The 17,263-nt window shown below is 52.5% G+C and carries 13 protein-coding genes; 8 read left to right on the forward strand and 5 right to left on the reverse strand.

Annotated features, from left to right (window positions below; all coding sequences use genetic code 11):
• Positions 1-63: 63 nt before the first annotated feature.
• The 5 genes from ACYUJT_RS19580 to nfi form a co-directional block, all read right to left on the reverse strand.
• A complete protein-coding gene (locus ACYUJT_RS19580) occupies positions 64-873 on the reverse strand; it encodes an ABC transporter permease (protein WP_460325368.1) in 810 nt (269 codons plus the stop codon).
• On the reverse strand, positions 870-1,820 hold the full coding sequence (locus ACYUJT_RS19585; RefSeq protein WP_460325370.1) for an ATP-binding cassette domain-containing protein: 951 nt from the start codon (positions 1,818-1,820) through the stop codon (positions 870-872). Before ACYUJT_RS19585 ends, ACYUJT_RS19580 begins: the two co-directional genes overlap by 4 nt.
• A 24-nt stretch (positions 1,821-1,844) precedes the next feature.
• The gene (locus tag ACYUJT_RS19590; protein WP_460325373.1) at positions 1,845-2,675 is read right to left on the reverse strand and encodes an NAD(P)H-binding protein; all 831 of its coding nucleotides are present in this window, start codon (positions 2,673-2,675) and stop codon (positions 1,845-1,847) included.
• Entirely contained in the window at positions 2,672-3,586 is a 915-nt protein-coding gene (locus ACYUJT_RS19595; protein ID WP_460325374.1) for a helix-turn-helix transcriptional regulator, read from the reverse strand. The genes ACYUJT_RS19590 and ACYUJT_RS19595 overlap by 4 nt, the downstream gene beginning before the upstream one ends.
• A 102-nt stretch (positions 3,587-3,688) precedes the next feature.
• The gene (gene nfi, locus ACYUJT_RS19600) at positions 3,689-4,363 is read right to left on the reverse strand and encodes a deoxyribonuclease V (protein WP_460325376.1); all 675 of its coding nucleotides are present in this window, start codon (positions 4,361-4,363) and stop codon (positions 3,689-3,691) included.
• Positions 4,364-4,503: 140 nt separating this feature from the next.
• Here nfi and ACYUJT_RS19605 point away from each other — a divergent pair, with 140 nt between their 5' ends.
• From ACYUJT_RS19605 to ACYUJT_RS19640, 8 genes are all read left to right on the forward strand, one after another.
• Entirely contained in the window at positions 4,504-6,315 is a 1,812-nt protein-coding gene (locus ACYUJT_RS19605; RefSeq protein WP_460325378.1) for a sensor histidine kinase, read from the forward strand.
• Complete coding sequence (locus ACYUJT_RS19610; RefSeq protein WP_460325380.1) at positions 6,290-7,348, forward strand: response regulator; 1,059 nt, start codon at positions 6,290-6,292, stop codon at positions 7,346-7,348. The genes ACYUJT_RS19605 and ACYUJT_RS19610 overlap by 26 nt, the downstream gene beginning before the upstream one ends.
• A 132-nt stretch (positions 7,349-7,480) precedes the next feature.
• Positions 7,481-8,788, forward strand: a complete 1,308-nt coding sequence (locus ACYUJT_RS19615) for an ABC transporter substrate-binding protein (protein WP_460325382.1) — start codon at positions 7,481-7,483, stop codon at positions 8,786-8,788.
• Between the two features lie 82 nt (positions 8,789-8,870).
• Entirely contained in the window at positions 8,871-9,755 is an 885-nt protein-coding gene (locus ACYUJT_RS19620) for a carbohydrate ABC transporter permease (RefSeq protein WP_460325384.1), read from the forward strand.
• Positions 9,752-10,579 (forward strand): carbohydrate ABC transporter permease, encoded by an 828-nt coding sequence (locus tag ACYUJT_RS19625; protein WP_460325386.1) that lies wholly within the window; start codon positions 9,752-9,754, stop codon positions 10,577-10,579. Before ACYUJT_RS19620 ends, ACYUJT_RS19625 begins: the two co-directional genes overlap by 4 nt.
• Before the next feature lie 71 nt (positions 10,580-10,650).
• Positions 10,651-12,654 (forward strand): beta-galactosidase, encoded by a 2,004-nt coding sequence (locus ACYUJT_RS19630; protein ID WP_460325406.1) that lies wholly within the window; start codon positions 10,651-10,653, stop codon positions 12,652-12,654.
• A gap of 57 nt (positions 12,655-12,711) precedes the next feature.
• Positions 12,712-14,076, forward strand: a complete 1,365-nt coding sequence (locus ACYUJT_RS19635) for a glycoside hydrolase family 30 protein (RefSeq protein WP_460325388.1) — start codon at positions 12,712-12,714, stop codon at positions 14,074-14,076.
• A 243-nt stretch (positions 14,077-14,319) separates the two neighbouring features.
• A complete protein-coding gene (locus tag ACYUJT_RS19640; RefSeq protein ID WP_460325390.1) occupies positions 14,320-16,944 on the forward strand; it encodes a cation-translocating P-type ATPase in 2,625 nt (874 codons plus the stop codon).
• The last annotated feature ends 319 nt before the right edge of the window (positions 16,945-17,263 follow it).

The following is a 17,263-nucleotide window of genomic DNA, read 5'->3' on the forward strand; positions in this document are numbered from 1 at the left end:
GATGATACATTTCTGATCATAGCCGCTCCCTTGAATCGTTTTTTTGATGAAATGTGAACTCTTTTACCGCACTTGCCTCTTTAAGTAAACGTATATTGTCAGCGGAGCGAAGACAACGATCAGCAGCAGGCCGACGCCGATGCCCGCCGCGAGGTCGGCCGCGTCCGCAGTTCCGTGAAACAGTCCGCGCGTCAGAGCAACGGCTACACTGATCGGATTCACATCGACAGCTACCTGCAACCATCGGGGCATTGTCGATGTGTCGACGAGTACGTTGCTCGCAAACAGGAGAGGGTACACGAGCATCATGCTCGTGCCTGATACCGTCTCCGGCTGCTTGGCTACATTACCTATGAGCGAAAACACCCAACTTACACTATAGGCAAAAAATAAAACATATATCGCCGCCAGCATAGCGCCACCAACACCCCCGTCCGGTCGGAATCCAAGCGCAAGTCCCATTGCCAGAACGGTGAGCACCGCTGCCAAATAGCGCAAGCCATCGGCGATAACCGAACCGAAGAGGGCAGCGGGCTGCCAGAACGGCATCGTGCGGAATCGATGATAGACGCCTCTGGCGATATCCGTGCATAACGTCGTACCGCTATACACCGTCATCGGCACAACGGTCAGCACGAGAATGCCCGGCAGCAGATATTGAATATACCTGCTGACGGAGCCGGCAATCGCCCCGCTGAACAAGAAGGTGAAGATGAGCAGCATGATGATCGGCGACAAAACCGCCTCAACGGCCAGGCCGAAGCCGTTGTTCCTCATATGATGCAGCGTTCTCCGCATGAACAGCGCAGTCGTGGCCAGGCCACTCGGGCTTTGCCGCGGCTTTCGCGGCTCATACGTCTGCGTAAATCTCATGATGCCACCTCACTTCCGTGATTTGTGGTCAGCGCGAAGTATACATCGTCAAGGGTTGGCTCACTCAAGGCGAAATCATCGATCGCTGCCCCCTGACCGATAAGGGTGCCGATGACGGCATGCGCTAATGCGGCTTCCGGCACAGCCGCTTTCACAATCAGCCCGTCTTCTTCCGAATGGGCCACTAACCCATGTTCGCTTGCGAGCAGACGACAAATGTCGGCTGAATCGGTTCCCTCCGCCAGTCTGATCGTCAGCGTCTTGCCGCCGATCGAGGCTTTGAGCTGCTCCGGCGTGTCTTGGGCGATGATCCTGCCTTGGGCGATGAAACCGATGCGATCGGCCAAGTGGTCGGCTTCTTCCAGGTACTGAGTCGTCAATAGCACAGTTGTCCCATTCTTCACCAGATGGCGCACCGCTTCCCATAATTCACGCCGGCTCTGAGGATCGAGCCCGGTCGTCGGCTCATCGAGGAACATCACCTTGGGCGCCGAGAGCATGCCGGCAGCGAGGTCCAGCCGTCGGCGCATGCCGCCGGAATATGTTCCGACGGTTCGGCTTCCGGCATCCTCCAGACTGAACGATTCGAGCAATTCCGCCGCAAGCGCATGGGCATCCTTGCGAGAATAACCGTGAAGTCCTGCGAACAGAGTTAGGTTTTGCCAGCCGGTCAGCGACTCGTCTAGCGCCGCATACTGACCCGTGACGCTGATGTGCCTGCGCACGACAGCGGCTTCCTTCACTACGTCGTAACCGCAGATGCTCGCCGTTCCCCCATCCGGACGGAGCAGCGTTGTCAGCATACGGATCGTCGTTGTTTTGCCGGCGCCGTTCGGCCCGAGGAGCGCGAACAGTTCCCCTTGCCGAATCGCCAGATCTACTCCGCGCACTGCCTCATGCGTCTGAAACGATTTGCGCAAGCCATGCGCTTCAATGGCGTAGGTCATCTTTCACCCCTCCTCTGATCCCCGTTATGATAGAAACTTCCGCTTGTGCTCGTCAGCCCACTCGGCAAATGTCCGGGCTGGCCGCCCGAGTACTTGCTCAATCGTCGGCAACACGGTATAGCCAGCTTCTGGTGGATTTTTCGCCATCTGTACAAAAAAATCAACGCTCTCCTCGTCGTAGCCTTGATCCCGCCATTGCTGCCGTGCCTCATCCTCGGTCAGCTCGATGAAGGGGATATCCTTGCCGACCGCCGTAGCGATCGCGCTAACCACTTCTCGGCGCGTCAGCGCTTCGGGACCAGTCAGCGGATAGCTTCGGCTGTGATGGCCCTCGCCTAGTAGTGCTTCGACGGCAACGGCGGCAATATCGCCTTCGTGTACCCGCGCGCTCAGCGCGTCCCCGTAGAACTCCCGCACGACGCCTTCCGTTCGGATGGTCTCCCCCCAATCCGCCAGCACATTGGCCATGAATTCGGCCGGCTTAACCAGCGTCCATTGCATGCCGCTGGCCAACAGCGTTTCCTCTACCGGTCCTTCCTCATAGCCGACCAGTACGACAACTCGCTTTACACCGGCAGCTTCTGCCAGCGCTACAACTTGCGGGTCCGTGTTGAGATCAGCATTGGGCTCGTCGCTGGAGATAATCAAGAACATGGCCTCGATCCCTTGCAACGCTTCCTTCAGAGTCTCCGGCTTCATTAGATCACCCGCCGCGATCTGTACGCCTTCCGGCAGCTTGGCTTTCGCCCGTTCGGGATTACGCGTCAGCGCCCTTACGGAACTTTCCCGCTGCACCAGCAGCTCCGTTACATGTTGTCCAACCGTTCCAGTTGCCCCTGTCACCAAAATCGTCATGTTCCATTTCCTCCTCGTTTTCTCGCGTAATGCTGGCGGATGGCTTCGATATGGGCGATGACGTCGTCTTGCAGCTCAGCCGGAGATACAATCTCGACGTTCATTCCGTAGCTGGCGATGACCGATAGCGCATACTCTTTCTTGTAAAAGGTCGTGTGCACATCGATCCAATCTCCCTGATAGACGCATTCACCTGGGAATTGCTCTAATACACGGGTTCGAACCGCCAGACCGAAGCGAAGATGGGCGCGAATTCCTTGAATTTCGTCCTGTTCCGACTCGTCCGAAATTTGCCGAGGGACGAACAATTCCTCGGACACGTCGAGCGAGGTAATTCGCGATACGCGAAAATACCGTTTTGATTGGCGCGATCGACAGTACCCTTCCAGGTACCAGACGCCTTTTTCCCACAAGAGATTCAGCGGCTCCACGCTGCGCTCGGTCGCCGTGCCGGATAGGCTTGTGTATGCCAGCCTGACGACGCGGGATTGTCGAACAGCTCGGAAAAGCTCCTGAACGTAATCCCTCTCAAAGTCCGACGTGCTGATGTTCAGAATGACGGCTTCGTGGCTTCCTTCGTTCGCTAGTAGCGGGTTCAGGCTGGCCAGCTTCCGCATTGCGGGTGCTACGGCACCTCCCATAGCTCCTTCCATCGCCTTCAAAAGCGTATAGATCACCGACAAGTCATCGACCGAGAAGTGCTGCCGCGTCAGGAAAAATCCGTTCATCAACTCGAACCCGCCGTCCGCGCCGGTAAACGAAGCGACCGGGATGCCGGCCTGATTGATCAGTTCGACATCACGGTAGACGGTGCGGATCGAAACCTCGAACTTGGCGGCGAGTTCCGCAGCGGTCACCCTTTTTTTAGCCATCAGTTCCAGCGCGATCCCAAGCAAACGATCCAGTCTCATGAGCATCTCTCCCTCTCGGTCAGTGAAGTGTGGGTCATCTGTTTCCTATCCTAAACTAACAATCCTGACAACATAGTTGTCAGGATTAAAAGATACACGAGGTCATTTTTTTTCCAACACCCTATTCACCAGCTGATCCGCTTGGCGGGTCGTCTCCGGCAGACGGTAACGCGGAGCTAGCTTCAATATCCAATTGCAGGATGTCGCGAGTGAAGTTTTATGTCCTACCGAGACGAAAATGGGCTTGGTCCCATCCTGGGTTCTTAATACGCTGCCAATGACTTCGCCACGATCCATAAGCGAGGCGAAAGACTCTCTATCTAAGTCGGGCTCCTCAAATTCCCCTAGCAATCTTGTCTTGCCGCAGCCAATGGTAGGAAGGTCGAAGAGGACGCCCAAATGGCTGGCCAGGCCAAAGCGCCGCGGATGAGCCAATCCCTGGCCATCGCACACAATCAATTGCGGCGGCGTCTTGATCTGCTGAAATGCCTTAATGACGGGTGGCAGCTCCCTAAACGAGAATAGTCCTGGAATATAAGGGAATTGCACGTGATCTTCAACGACGACGGACTCTGCAACTTTCAAGGATTCCGCTTCTAAAATCACTACGGCGGCGATTAATTTATCGCTGTGCTTGCTATAGGCCACGTCGACTCCGGCGACATAAATAACGTCAGCCAGTTGATCCTCCGCTATCACTTGCCTTGCCAGTTCTTGCTGCAATTGAACGGCTTCTTCCTCACTCAGATTCCACGAGTGCATATCTTTAGGTTCCATACCGGGCCTCCATCTACTAATCTATATACCTGATTATAACCGAACCACGAACTCCTGCCATTTCCTCACACCCACACAATTCATCTAGACACCCATCCCGAAAAAAGTGATACAATAAAATCACTCAAGGAGGGGATGCTTTGCTATATCGTTGGTTCATTTTGCCATTCCGGCGGAGCATTCGGAACAAGCTGATTCTGATTATGATTCTGATATCCGTTGTTCCGCTCATCGTCGTGACGATCCTATCTACCGAGAATACGAGAAAATCGATGGAAAGCGAAGTGATCCAGTCCAATATTACACGAATTACTTGGACGGGCGGGTATTTGGAAGAGAAGTTCATTCAGCTCAATAATCTCATTTATACGATTCTGATCAGCAATACGCTAGATGAATATATCAATAAAATGGATGGCTCGACCTTGTCCAATCAGTTCAACGCCCAGCGCAGCATCATCGATACGATGACCTCGGTCTATTATTCGGGGAACAATCATTTGCTGGGAATCCAGCTGTACTTGAAAGAGAAGAACAAGCTGTTCACGATCAACAGCATGCAGAAGCAGATCAGCACGCCCTTGGAGGTGCCGGCCATGTGGAACGAAGTGACGTCCAGCGGCATGAACTTCATGATCACGAGCAATGAGAGCGATCCGACGAAGTTCAATCTCATTCGCAGCGTGAACCGGTTCGAGAACAAGGAGCTGTTGGGGAGCATCCTGCTGGAGGTCAAATGGCAGATGATGGACAGCGCTCTGGATCTGCTGCGGTCGGAGCCGCAATATACTGTGTTCATTGCCAATCGGGATGGGGAAATCATGTATCTGCCCGATCATGATCCTCAGAGCGAAACTTCAGATCGCGTGGCGAAGGTGCTGGAGAACCTGGACAACACGGACAGCGGTCCGGGATATATCCAGACGAAGGACAGCTATATTTTCTACAATACGGTGGAGCCTTGGAACCTGAAGCTGGTCAAGGTCATTCCGGCCGAATATATCAATCAGAGCGCGAAGACGAACCTCAATTACGGGTTGATCGTGGGTATCATTTCCGCGGGAGTGTCGCTGCTGATCGCGGTCATCTTAGCCTGGAGCACCTCCAAGCCGATCGTCAGTCTGGCCAAGTCGATGCGTGGCATCAGCATCATTAAAGACAAGGAGCCGCCAGTTAGCAATCGGATCGATGAGCTTGGTTTCCTGGAATTTAAGCTATATAATATGTCCCACCGGCTTCGAGAGTATATCAAGACCGAATACAGCATGAATTTGGAAAAAAAGACAGCCCAATTGAAAGCGCTTCAATCACAAATCAACCCGCACTTTTTGCAAAATACGCTGCAGCTGATCGGCGGACTCGCCTTCTCCAGCAAGCCAGAGGAGATCAACGAGCTGATCCGCTCGCTGAGCCATATGTTCCGCTACGTCATCCGCGGGCCGAATGATTTGGCGACGATCCAGGCCGAGCTGGACCATCTGAATAACTACATGCATATCCAAATGCAGCGTTTCTCGCCACGGATCACCTACGAAATAGAATGCGATCCCGAGGCCCTGAACTGCCGGATTCCCAAGCTGACGCTGCAGCCGATCGTCGAGAACGCCTTCCAGCACGGACTCGACAAGAAGTCGGGGGATTGGTGCCTCAAGGTGCAGGTGCGGCAAAATGAGCAGGGCATTATCATCCTCGTTGAAGATAACGGAGTGGGTATGAACGCTTCCGCTTTAGAGGAACTGCAAACCAGCCTGCGCCGCGAGACCGACCAAATTTGGACAAGCGGAGACCGTATCGGCATGAACAATGTCGCTTCCCGCATCAAAATGCATTTCGGGCTGCAATATGGCGTATCTGTGGAGAGCGAGCCTGGGGTTGGCACAAGAGTGAGCATACAAATTCCGATGATGAAAGAGGGTGACAGCTCCTATGATCAGAACGTTAATCGTGGATGATGAGAAAATGCCGCGCGAGATGATCAAGCGGTATGGGTCATGGGATGAGTATGGCATGGAAATTGTCGGTGAGGCGGATGATGGTTTGGAGGCGCTGCGTCTGATCGAGGATCGCTCTCCGCAGCTGGTTATTACGGATATGCGCATGCCGGGAGCGGACGGGATGGAGCTGTTGGGCATCTTGAACGAGCGCTATCCTGAGACGAAAGTGATCGTGGTCAGCGGTTATGACGACTTCACCTATTTGAAGCAGGCGATTCGCTGCAAAGCCAAAGATTACATTCTCAAGCCGATCGACCCGAAGGAGTTAAATGCCGCCCTGTTAAAATGCAAAAACGAACTGGAATCCTCCCGTATCATTTATCGCGAGCAATTTACGCTGCAGATCGATTTCCTGCAGATCGCCAAAGGATACAAGCCGGCGCTCGCGTCTTACTATAACCGGCTGGACGTCTCCGGCATCCGGGACACCTTCCAGGAGCTGCTCCGGCAGCTCGGCAATGAGGCGGCGGAGCAGGCGAGAATGCAGGAGCGGATTTATCAGGAATTCATCGTGCAGCTCCGGGAGCTGATGATCGCCAACTCACAGACCGTGGAAGGCTTCCGGTTCGAGATCGACGAAGCAGCGCTGCAATCCTATGAGCGCCTGCTAAGCGATGTGACGAAGCTGTATTTGCTGGCGATGAACCAGCTCGAGGAGCATCGGAAATATCGGCGAAAGCTCAACCTGCCGGAAATCAAGTATTATGTCGAAACCAACTTCTGCGAGCCGATTACACTCGAGCAGATTGCCGCCGCGTTCTTTGTCAGCAAAGAATATTTAAGCCGCGCCTTCAAGAACGAGTTCCGCCAAAATCTTTCCGATTACATTCTGCAGCTGCGGATGGAGAAGTCGAAGGCGCTGCTGCTGGAAGGCAAGCTGCCGATCAAGGCCATCGCTGAAAGCTGCGGCTACGAGGAGCTAGCTTATTTCTACCGCGTGTTCAAGAAGCATTACGGCGTCGCGCCGGGAGAAATGAGGAAAGAGCGGTAAATTCATATTGAGAAGGCAAGAACGAGGTTCAAAATTGTACAAAGAAAGAGGTTAATTTAATCGAATTAATCTCTTTCTTTGTTATTTTACAATGAAAGCGTAACCAACAACAGACATTGGGAGGTCAAAAGCATGAAGAACAAATGGAAACTGCTGCTTAGCGCGATTTTGGTTGTAGGGTTGCTGGCGGGTTGCGGATCGGGTGGCGGCTCTTCATCCGGAAGCGCGAACAGCGGTGACTCCGGCAAGACCGATACGGGGGGCAAGGCGCAGACCGTCAACCTGAAGGTGTTCATCGCCCAGCCTCGCTTTAAAGAACAGTACGATAAGTACATTGCCGACTTCATTGCCAAAGAGAAAGCAGAGAAAAATATCGATGTTAAGGTTCAACTGGAAATGCCGAATGCGGACAATGCGCCGCAAATTCTTAAGACGAGACTCGCTTCGAACGATGCACCGGACGTATTCAGCCTGCATGCCGTCAACGAGGTGCCGACGTTCTATAAAGCGGGTTACCTTGAAGATTTGTCCAGCCAGCCATTCGTCGATAAATTGCTGGACAGCGTAAAACCTTCCGTTACGTATGATGACAAGGTTGTTGCAGTACCACTGGAGACGTTGTCCTGGGGTTACCTATACAACAAACAAATATTTTCCGATCTGGGGCTGACGCCTCCAACGACATTGACCGAAATGAAAGCGGTTGTAGAGAAGCTGAAGGAGAACAACATTACGCCGTTCGTGCTGTCCTACCAGGAAGCGTGGATTCCGCAGTTGTTCCTGCCGCTGGCGGTAGGGGCGCTCACGGAGACCGATAATCATGATTTCGTAGACAGAATGTACAGCAATAACGGTTCCTTCTCCGAAATGAAATCGATGTTCGATATTATCGATCTGGTGAATGCGAACGGAACGGACAAGGCGCTGGAAGTCAGCGGCGATGACGGCGCGGCTGCATTCGCCGCAAGCAAAGGAGCCATGTGGCTTCAAGGGCCATGGTATGCCGAGACGATTCTGAAATCCAATCCGGATCTTGATTTCGGAGTTGCTCCGCTGCCGATCAACGATAATCCTAATGCAACGCTAATCAACTTGAGTACTTCCACTTCGCTCGCCGTGTCGCCAACCAGCAAGAACAAAGAAGTGGCGCTGGACCTGGTCAATTATATTTTGGACGAGAATGATTCCAATGAGTTTTTCCAGAGCTTGAAATTCAACCCGTTGGCTAGCGTACACACGTTTGAAAGCTATCCATGGGTCAATGATGCTACCGAATATGTGAAGGCCGGCAAATCGTATCAGGATCCGCGGATTCCTCAAGCGGTGAAGGATGAGGTCGGTAAAGGGCTGCAAAGCTACTTCGCGAAGCAAATGTCGCAGGATGACGTGCTGAATGCACTGGATAAAGCTTGGAAGGATTTCAATAAAGTGAACAAGTAGGTTCCGGTAAGGAAGGGCGGCGTGGGTTTGTGGCGCTGCCTTTCTACTAACCCAATACTCGAACATCTGAGGTGATGTAACCATGCTCTCTAAAGGTTATCGGAAGTACCTGTCTTTCTTTGCCTTTCTAGCGCCAGCATTTATTATCTACAGTATTTTCCTGCTCATCCCGACGCTTGGCGGCATGTTCTACAGCTTGACCGACTGGAACGGACTAAATCGGGCTTATGATTTTGTAGGGCTTGGTAACTTCGTAGAAATTCTTCGCGATGACCCTGACTTTTTGCATTCCCTGTGGTTTACGCTGAAATACGTGGTCATCATGGTCGTATTGCAAAACGTCTTCGCCTTGTTCCTTGCAGTGCTGATTGAATCGAAACGAAGATCGAAGGGATTTTTTAGAACGATATTTTTTATGCCCAACATGATCAGTCTGATTATCAGCGCGTTTATGTGGTCCTTCGTATTTACGCAAGTGCTGCCGCAAATCGCCGAGAAGACGATACTCACCTTTCTCGATCAAGGATGGATCGGCGATCCGAACGTTTCGTTCTACTCCATTATTATTGTGTCACTCTGGAACGGCGTAGGGTACATGATGATCATTTACTTGGCGGGACTGCAGGGCGTACCTCAGCACTTGCAGGAGGCAGCCATTATTGACGGAGCGAATGTGTTCCAGCGCTTCATGCGTGTAACCTTACCAATGATCACCCACGCCTTGACCATCTGCTTGTTCCTTACGCTGAACGGTGCGTTCAAAGTGTTTGATGTCGTGTACGGCTTGACTGGGGGCGGCCCGGGGCGGAGCACGCAGGTGATCACCCTGAACATTTACGAGGAGGCCTTCTCCAACAACTTCAGGTACGGGTACGCCAGCGCGAAGTCGATCATCCTGTTCCTGTTCATCCTCGTCTTTACCTTTATCCAAATTAGCGTCATGAAGAAGAAAGAGGTGGAATCATGAGAAAGCGAACAGCAGCCTCTTATCTCACTACTTTATTGCTCGCTGTGCTGGCCGCGGTTTCCTTTTTCCCGATCTATTTAGCGGTCATTAACTCGTTTAAGACCCAAGGGGAAATGTTCAGTTCCGTCATGGCGCTGCCGACAAAGCTTCACTTTGAGAACTATGTGTACGCCTTTCAGCAGATCAATCTGCTAAACAGCGTGAAAAATTCGGTAATCGTGTCGATTATGGGAGTTGGCGGCATTATTTTTGCGGCTGGCTTGGCTGGATATAAACTATCGCGTACGCCCGGGAAGCTGAGCAATTTCATCTTTTTTCTGTTCATCGCTTCAATGCTCGTGCCGTTTCATTCCATCATGATTTCGCTGACCAGAGTGGCTAAGAGTTTGGCCGTACAAGGCACGACCTACGGATTGGGCCTGATCTATATCGGGCTTGGCGTGAATATGGCGGTGTTCCTGTATCACGGTTTCGTCAAGACGATTCCGAAGGAGCTGGAGGAGTCGGCCAGAATCGATGGCTGCGGCGATTTTCAGACTTATTTTCGCATCATATTCCCATTGCTGCTGCCGATTTCAGTCACGATCGGAATTCTGAACTTCCTGTGGATCTGGAATGACTTCCTGCTTCCGCTGCTCATGTTGACTGACGTTAACCGATACACATTGATTCTGTCCACGAACATGCTGTTCGGCGAGTACAACAAAGAATGGTCGCTCATTCTGGCGGCGCTCGTATTAACGGCCATTCCGGTCGTCATTATTTACTCGATCTTCCAGCGCTTCATTATGGAAGGCATTACCGAGGGCGCTGTTAAGGGGTAGGCAGAGCAATGCGTGAAGAGGGCGCGTGATAAAGATGCATCACCAAGAGGGGAGAGACGACTGTGCAGAAAATGCAAAAGCTTTATTATGGAGTCGCTTATTACGATGAGTATATGCCTTATGACCGATTGGATCAGGATATCCAAATGATGAAGGATGCGGGCATAAATGTGGTGCGCATCGGGGAATCGACCTGGAGCACGCATGAGCCGCAGAGCGGTGTGTTTGATTTTACCTCGCTGGATCGCGTCCTGGAGGCGATGCATGCAGCGGGCATTCAGGTGATCGTCGGAACCCCGACTTATGCGGTTCCTACCTGGATGGTGAAGGAGCACCCGGACGTGTTGGCGGTGACGCCGCAAGGTGAAGGGCGCTATGGAGCAAGGCAAATCATGGACATAACGAATCCAAAATACCTGTTCTACGCCGAGAGAATCATCCGAAAAATGATAGAGCGCGTGAAGGATCATCCGGCCGTCATCGGGTACCAGACCGACAATGAGACGAAGCATTATCATACGGCAGGACCCAACGTACAGGTGCAGTTCGTGAAATATATGAGAGAGAAATTCAAAACCGTGGAGAAGGTGAACGAGGAGTTCGGTCTCGCTTACTGGAGCAACCGGATCAACAGCTGGGAGGACTTCCCTTCGGTCGTCGGGACGATCAACGGCAGCCTTGGCGCCGAGTTTGCCCGCTTCCAGCGGAAGCTGGTGACCGACTTCCTGGCTTGGCAGGTCGCGATTGTGAACGAATATAAAAGTTCGGATCAATTCGTGACCCAGAACTTCGATTTCGAGTGGCGGGGCTATTCTTATGGGGTGCAGCCGGATGTTGATCATTTTGCGGCTTCCGAAGCTTTCGATATTACCGGGGTCGATATTTATCATCCGTCGCAGGATGATTTGACCGGGATCGAAATTTCGTTCGGCGGCGATGTAGCCCGTTCTACGAAGTTTTCTAGCTATCTCGTATTGGAGACGGAAGCGCAGGCGTTCGCCCATTGGGTCCCGTATCCGGGTCAGCTGCGCTTACAGGCGTTCAGCCATCTGGCCTCCGGGGCGAATATGGTGGCGTACTGGCACTGGCATTCGATCCATAATTCATTCGAGACGTATTGGAAAGGGCTGCTCAGTCACGACTTTGAGCCGAACCCGGTCTATAACGAGGCGAAGATGATCGGGCACGATTTTGCCAGATTATCTCCGAAGCTCGTGAATTTACAGAAAAAAAATCAGGCCGCCGTGCTCGTCAGCAATGAAGCGTTGACGTCAATGGAGTGGTTCAAGCTGCCGGGCCAGGAGAAGAACTACAATGATGTGGTTCGCCTCATGTACGACCAGTTGTACAAAATGAACATCGGCTGCGATATTGTGCATCCGTCCAGCGATAATCTGAATGACTATAAGCTGCTGATCGTCCCGGCATTGTATGCAGCATCTGACGAACTGCTCGAAAGTTTGAATGAATTCGTACGCAAAGGCGGACATATCGTCTATTCCTTCAAGAGCGGATTTACGAACGAACATATTAAGGTAAGAACGACGCATCAGCCGGGCATCATCAACGAAGCTTGCGGCATTTATTACAGCATGTTCGTCGAGCCGAAAAATGTGTCGCTGCAAGGCGATCCCTTCGGCGTCGGCGAGGAGCACAATGTTGTGGAGACATGGATGGAGCTGATCACGCCAACGACGGCGGAGGTGCTTGCCTATTATGACCACCCGCATTGGGGAGTCTATGCAGCGATTACCCGCAATACGTATGGCGATGGAATCGCGACTTATATTGGCTGCCTGCCGAGTCCGGCGATCATGCGCCAGGTGCTGGAGCAAGCGGTGAAGGATGCGGGACTGTGGGGTAAGGATCAAGAGATCGCCTTCCCGCTGATCACGAAGTCTGGCCAGAATGAAGACGGCAAGCTCGTCCATTATTATATGAACTATTCTGATGAAGAGCAGGTCATAACGTACCCGCATCCGGACGGCGAGGAATTGCTGTCGGGACAAAGCGTGGCGAATGGGCAGCAGTTGACCCTTGGGCGCTGGGGTGTACTAATTATCGAAGAGAAGTAACAGCAGTCCAGCAGCTCAGTATATAGAACATCATTAGACTCAGGAGGTTCAGTCCTTATGAATAAGACATGGATTTCTACGACGCAGCAGGAATATTGGCACGAGCAAGCGCTCCCTCTGTCTGGAGGAAGTGCGTCTAACTTGCCGCCCAATGCCCGGAACGAAGCGGGCTCAAATAACTTGCCGGCGAGCCTGCAGGTAACGGAAGAGCAATACCAAACTGTAGAGGGCTTTGGCGGATGCTTTAATGAGCTGGGGTATCTTGCGCTCCAGCACATTTCGGAAGAGGAAAGAATGGAGGTGATAAAGAAACTGTTCGATCCTAACGGGGAATGCCGGTTCAACATCTGCCGGCTGCCGATGGGAGCGAGCGACTATTCCGCTGAGTGGTACAGCCTGAACGAGACGGACGGCGATTACGCGATGGAGCATTTTTCGATCGAGCGGGACAAGCATATTCTCATTCCTTATATTAAAGAAGCACTGCGCTGGAACCCCAATCTGACGTTATTCGCTTCGCCTTGGAGCCCGCCGACCTGGATGAAACATCCGAAAGCGTACAACTACGGAACGCTGCGCTGGGAACCGGACGTCCTGCAAGCCTATGCCTTGTACTTCGTCAAATTCGTTCAAGCTTACGCCGAGGAAGGCATAACGATTCACCAAGTATATGTACAGAATGAGCCGGTCGCCGATCAGAAGTTCCCTTCCTGCGTGTGGACCGGCGAGCAGTTGCGCGATTTCATTCGCGATTATCTCGGCCCGGCCTTCCGGGAGCATGGACTAACCACGGAAATTTGGCTGGGTACGATCAACGGCCCCGATCCGTTCCGTGAGCAGAATACCGACTACGACGTCTACGCCAATGTGGTATTGAGCGACCCGGAGGCAAGAGAGCACATCAGCGGCGTCGGTTATCAATGGGCCGGAAAATATGCACTGCAGCGCACGGTAGAGAGCTACCCCGAGCTTCGCTACATGCAGACGGAGAACGAATGCGGCGACGGCAAGAACAGCTGGGAATATGCGCATTACGTGTTCAACCTGTACAAGCATTATTTCACGAACGGCGTGAACAGTTACATCTATTGGAATATGGTACTGGAGCCGGGCGGCCGCAGCACTTGGGGTTGGACGCAGAATGCGATGATTACGGTCGATCCGGATGAGAAGCAGGTCATTTACAATCCGGAATATTATGTAATGCGCCATTTCTCGCAATTCATTCAGCCCGGGGCAGTGCGTCTTGGCGTTAAAGGAACTTTGGCCGGAAACGCACTTGCTTTCCGTAACCCGGACGGAGGGCGGATCATAACTTTAGCGAACCCGTTCAAAGAGTCTAGAACGTTGTCGCTGCAGGTTGGGAGCGAGTCGATCTCCTGCGTGCTGCCGGCGTTATCTTTCCATACTTTCAACATTTGAGTTTTCCTTGCGAAGAAGCTGTCGATTTGGACAGCTTCTTTGTTTTGGCAATACGCCGAAAGAACAGGACTGAGAAGGACTGACAGGTCACCGACTTGGGGCGGTGTTCTTTTATTTGAGTACATTCGGCATGGACGTCCGTATATAGTATTAATCCAAATCGATTATTTCGAATCGATTAGGTTTACAATATATAGGTAATGCAGACATACATATTATCAACATAATAAGAGGTGTTTCTTGATGTGGCATGCGAAAACGCAGGAAGAAGTGCTGAAGGAGCTGGCTGTCAATCCGGTTAAAGGACTCTCCGAGGAAGAAGTGCGAGAGAGGCTGGAGGAGTACGGCCCGAACAAACTTAAGGGCAAGCCGAAGAAGAGTATGGTTGTCCTTTTTTTCGCCCAGTTAAAAGATATGCTCATTTACGTGCTCCTGGCTGCAGCGTTGGTGACTCTAATCGTAGGGGAGTATGTGGATGCGGTCATTATCCTGGCCGTCGTTGTACTCAATGCGGTGATCGGCGTATTCCAGGAGCATAAGGCGGAGAAAGCCATTGAAGCATTACAGCAAATGACCACGCCGAAATCCCTCGTTCGCCGTCAGGGCGAGATGAAGGAGATCAATTCCGAGGACATCGTGCCCGGGGACATCGTCATCCTCGATGCAGGCCGGTACATCCCGGCGGATCTCCGGCTGCTCGAAAGCGCCAATCTGCAGATTGAGGAATCCGCGTTGACCGGGGAGTCTGTTCCTTCCGACAAGGACGCCGAAGCACGTTTGGACGATCCCAAGATCACGGTTGGCGATATGTCCAATATGGCGTTCATGTCCACCCTTGTAACCTATGGAAGGGGAGAAGGGATTGCCGTAGCAACCGGCATGAATACGGAAATGGGGAAAATCGCCACTATTCTCGATGAGGATACGCAAGGGCTGACCCCGCTGCAGAAAAAATTGGAGGAGCTCGGTAAAACGCTGGGCTACATCGCCATCGGCATCTGCGTATTGATCTTTGTGATCGGGCTGATTCAGAAACGCGACTTGTTCGAGTTGTTCCTGACCGCCATCAGCCTGGCTGTAGCGGCCATCCCGGAAGGTCTTCCGGCAATTGTCGCGATCGTCCTCGCCCTTGGCGTGACCCGAATGTCGCGGATCCATGCGATCGTGAAGAAGCTGCCTGCCGTGGAGACGCTGGGCTCTGTCAATATCATTTGCTCGGATAAGACGGGTACCTTGACCCAAAACAAAATGACAGTCGTGAAGTACTACACTGCTACGCCGCTTGGCGATGAACCGCCAGTGGAGCTGATCAAAACCTTCGTGCTCTGTTCCGACGCGACCCATGAGAACGGGGAAAGCACGGGCGATCCGACGGAAGTGGCCCTGGTCATTTACGGCGAGCAGAATAATATTATGAAAAAATCGCTGGAAGCGGAATACAAGCGGGTTTCCGAGAGGCCTTTCGACTCCGACCGCAAGCTCATGTCTACGCTAAACAAGACGAGACAGGGCTACCGTGTCCATACGAAAGGGGCCATCGACCAGTTGCTGAAGATCTCTACCTCGGCCGTTGTGGGCGGGGAGGTTGTTCCGCTGACCGAGGAGCTGAAGCAGCAATTTTTGCAGGCTGCCGAAGGGATGTCGGACGATGCCTTGAGGGTTCTCGGTGCGGCATACAAGGATACCGAGGAAATGCTGGAGCCTGAGGAGATGGAGCAGGATTTGACGATTCTGGGCTTCGTCGGTATGATCGACCCGCCTAGAATCGAAGTGAAGGATTCCATTCACGAAGCGAAGATGGCGGGAATTACACCGGTCATGATTACCGGCGATCATCGGAACACCGCCGTGGCGATTGCCAAAGAGCTTGGCATTGCCAGCTCGATCGAGCAGAGTATGACGGGCGCGGAAATCGATGAGCTCTCCGACGAGGTTTTTGCCCAGAAAATCAAGAATATCCGGGTATTTGCCCGCGTCTCGCCGGAGCACAAAGTCAAGATTGTCAAAGCGTTCAAAGCGCAAGGCAATATCGTCTCGATGACTGGCGACGGGGTGAACGATGCGCCATCCTTGAAGAATGCCGATATCGGCGTGGCGATGGGCATTACCGGAACTGACGTCTCCAAGGGTGCCAGCGACATGATACTGACCGACGACAATTTCACCACTATCGTGCACGCCATCCGGGAAGGGCGAAATATTTATGCGAACATCCGTAAGACAGTCACCTTCCTTCTGTCCTGTAATTTCGGTGAAGTTGTAGCGATACTGGCTTCGATTCTGTTCTTCTGGCCGCTGCCGCTCCTCGCGACCCAGATTCTCTGGATCAACTTGGTGACGGATACTTTGCCAGCAATCGCGCTTGGCGTCGATCCGGGCGAGAAGGACGTCATGAAGCGGAAGCCGCGGGATCCGAAGGAGAGCTTCTTCGCGGGCGGAGCCGCATTTCGGGCGATTCTCGGCGGCCTCCTGATCGGTTCCCTGACTTTGGTAGCCTTCTATTTGGGGCTGCGGGAACACGGCTTCGGCCTGAACTCAGCGAATATTTCCGATGAAGCGATGATGTATGCCCGGACGATGGCCTTCGTCGTATTGGCCGCATCGCAGCTATTCTACTCCTTTACGAAACGGAGCGACACGAAGTCCATTTTCCAGGTTGGCCTGTTCTCCAACAAGCTTCTGGTCGGCGCGGTCATTGCCGGGTTGGCCTTGCAGTTTGCTTCGATCAGCATTCCATTCCTGGCTGCGGCCTTCAAAGTGCATAACTTATCGCTTGCCGATTGGGGAGTGGTTATTGGCCTGGCGTTGATCCCGCTTATCGTCAACGAGCTGATCAAGGTGTTCATGCGTCTCAGAACAGCAAAATAAGTACGTGGCAAAGGGGCTTGGGCTGTCTAATAAGTCCCTAAAATAAAAGTTAGACGGAAAACATCGCGTTTTCCGTCTAACTTTTTTACATATCTGCTTCTGTTGTTGTGAGGTAGTTGATTGTCGGCTGGGTAACTTAATATATGCAAGCCTTAACGGACCCAGGGGACGCTATTTGTGAAATAACGAGGAATCTTGAGAGCTAACGGACCTACGTTCCGCTATTGCTCCTAAAAACCTGTTTATTTCACTCAATTTGGTCGAATAACGGAACCAGTGTCCGTAAGCATAGCGAAAAAGGGCCTATTTCAACGATTAG

The sequence above is a fragment of the Paenibacillus sp. YSY-4.3 genome, from assembly GCF_054767475.1.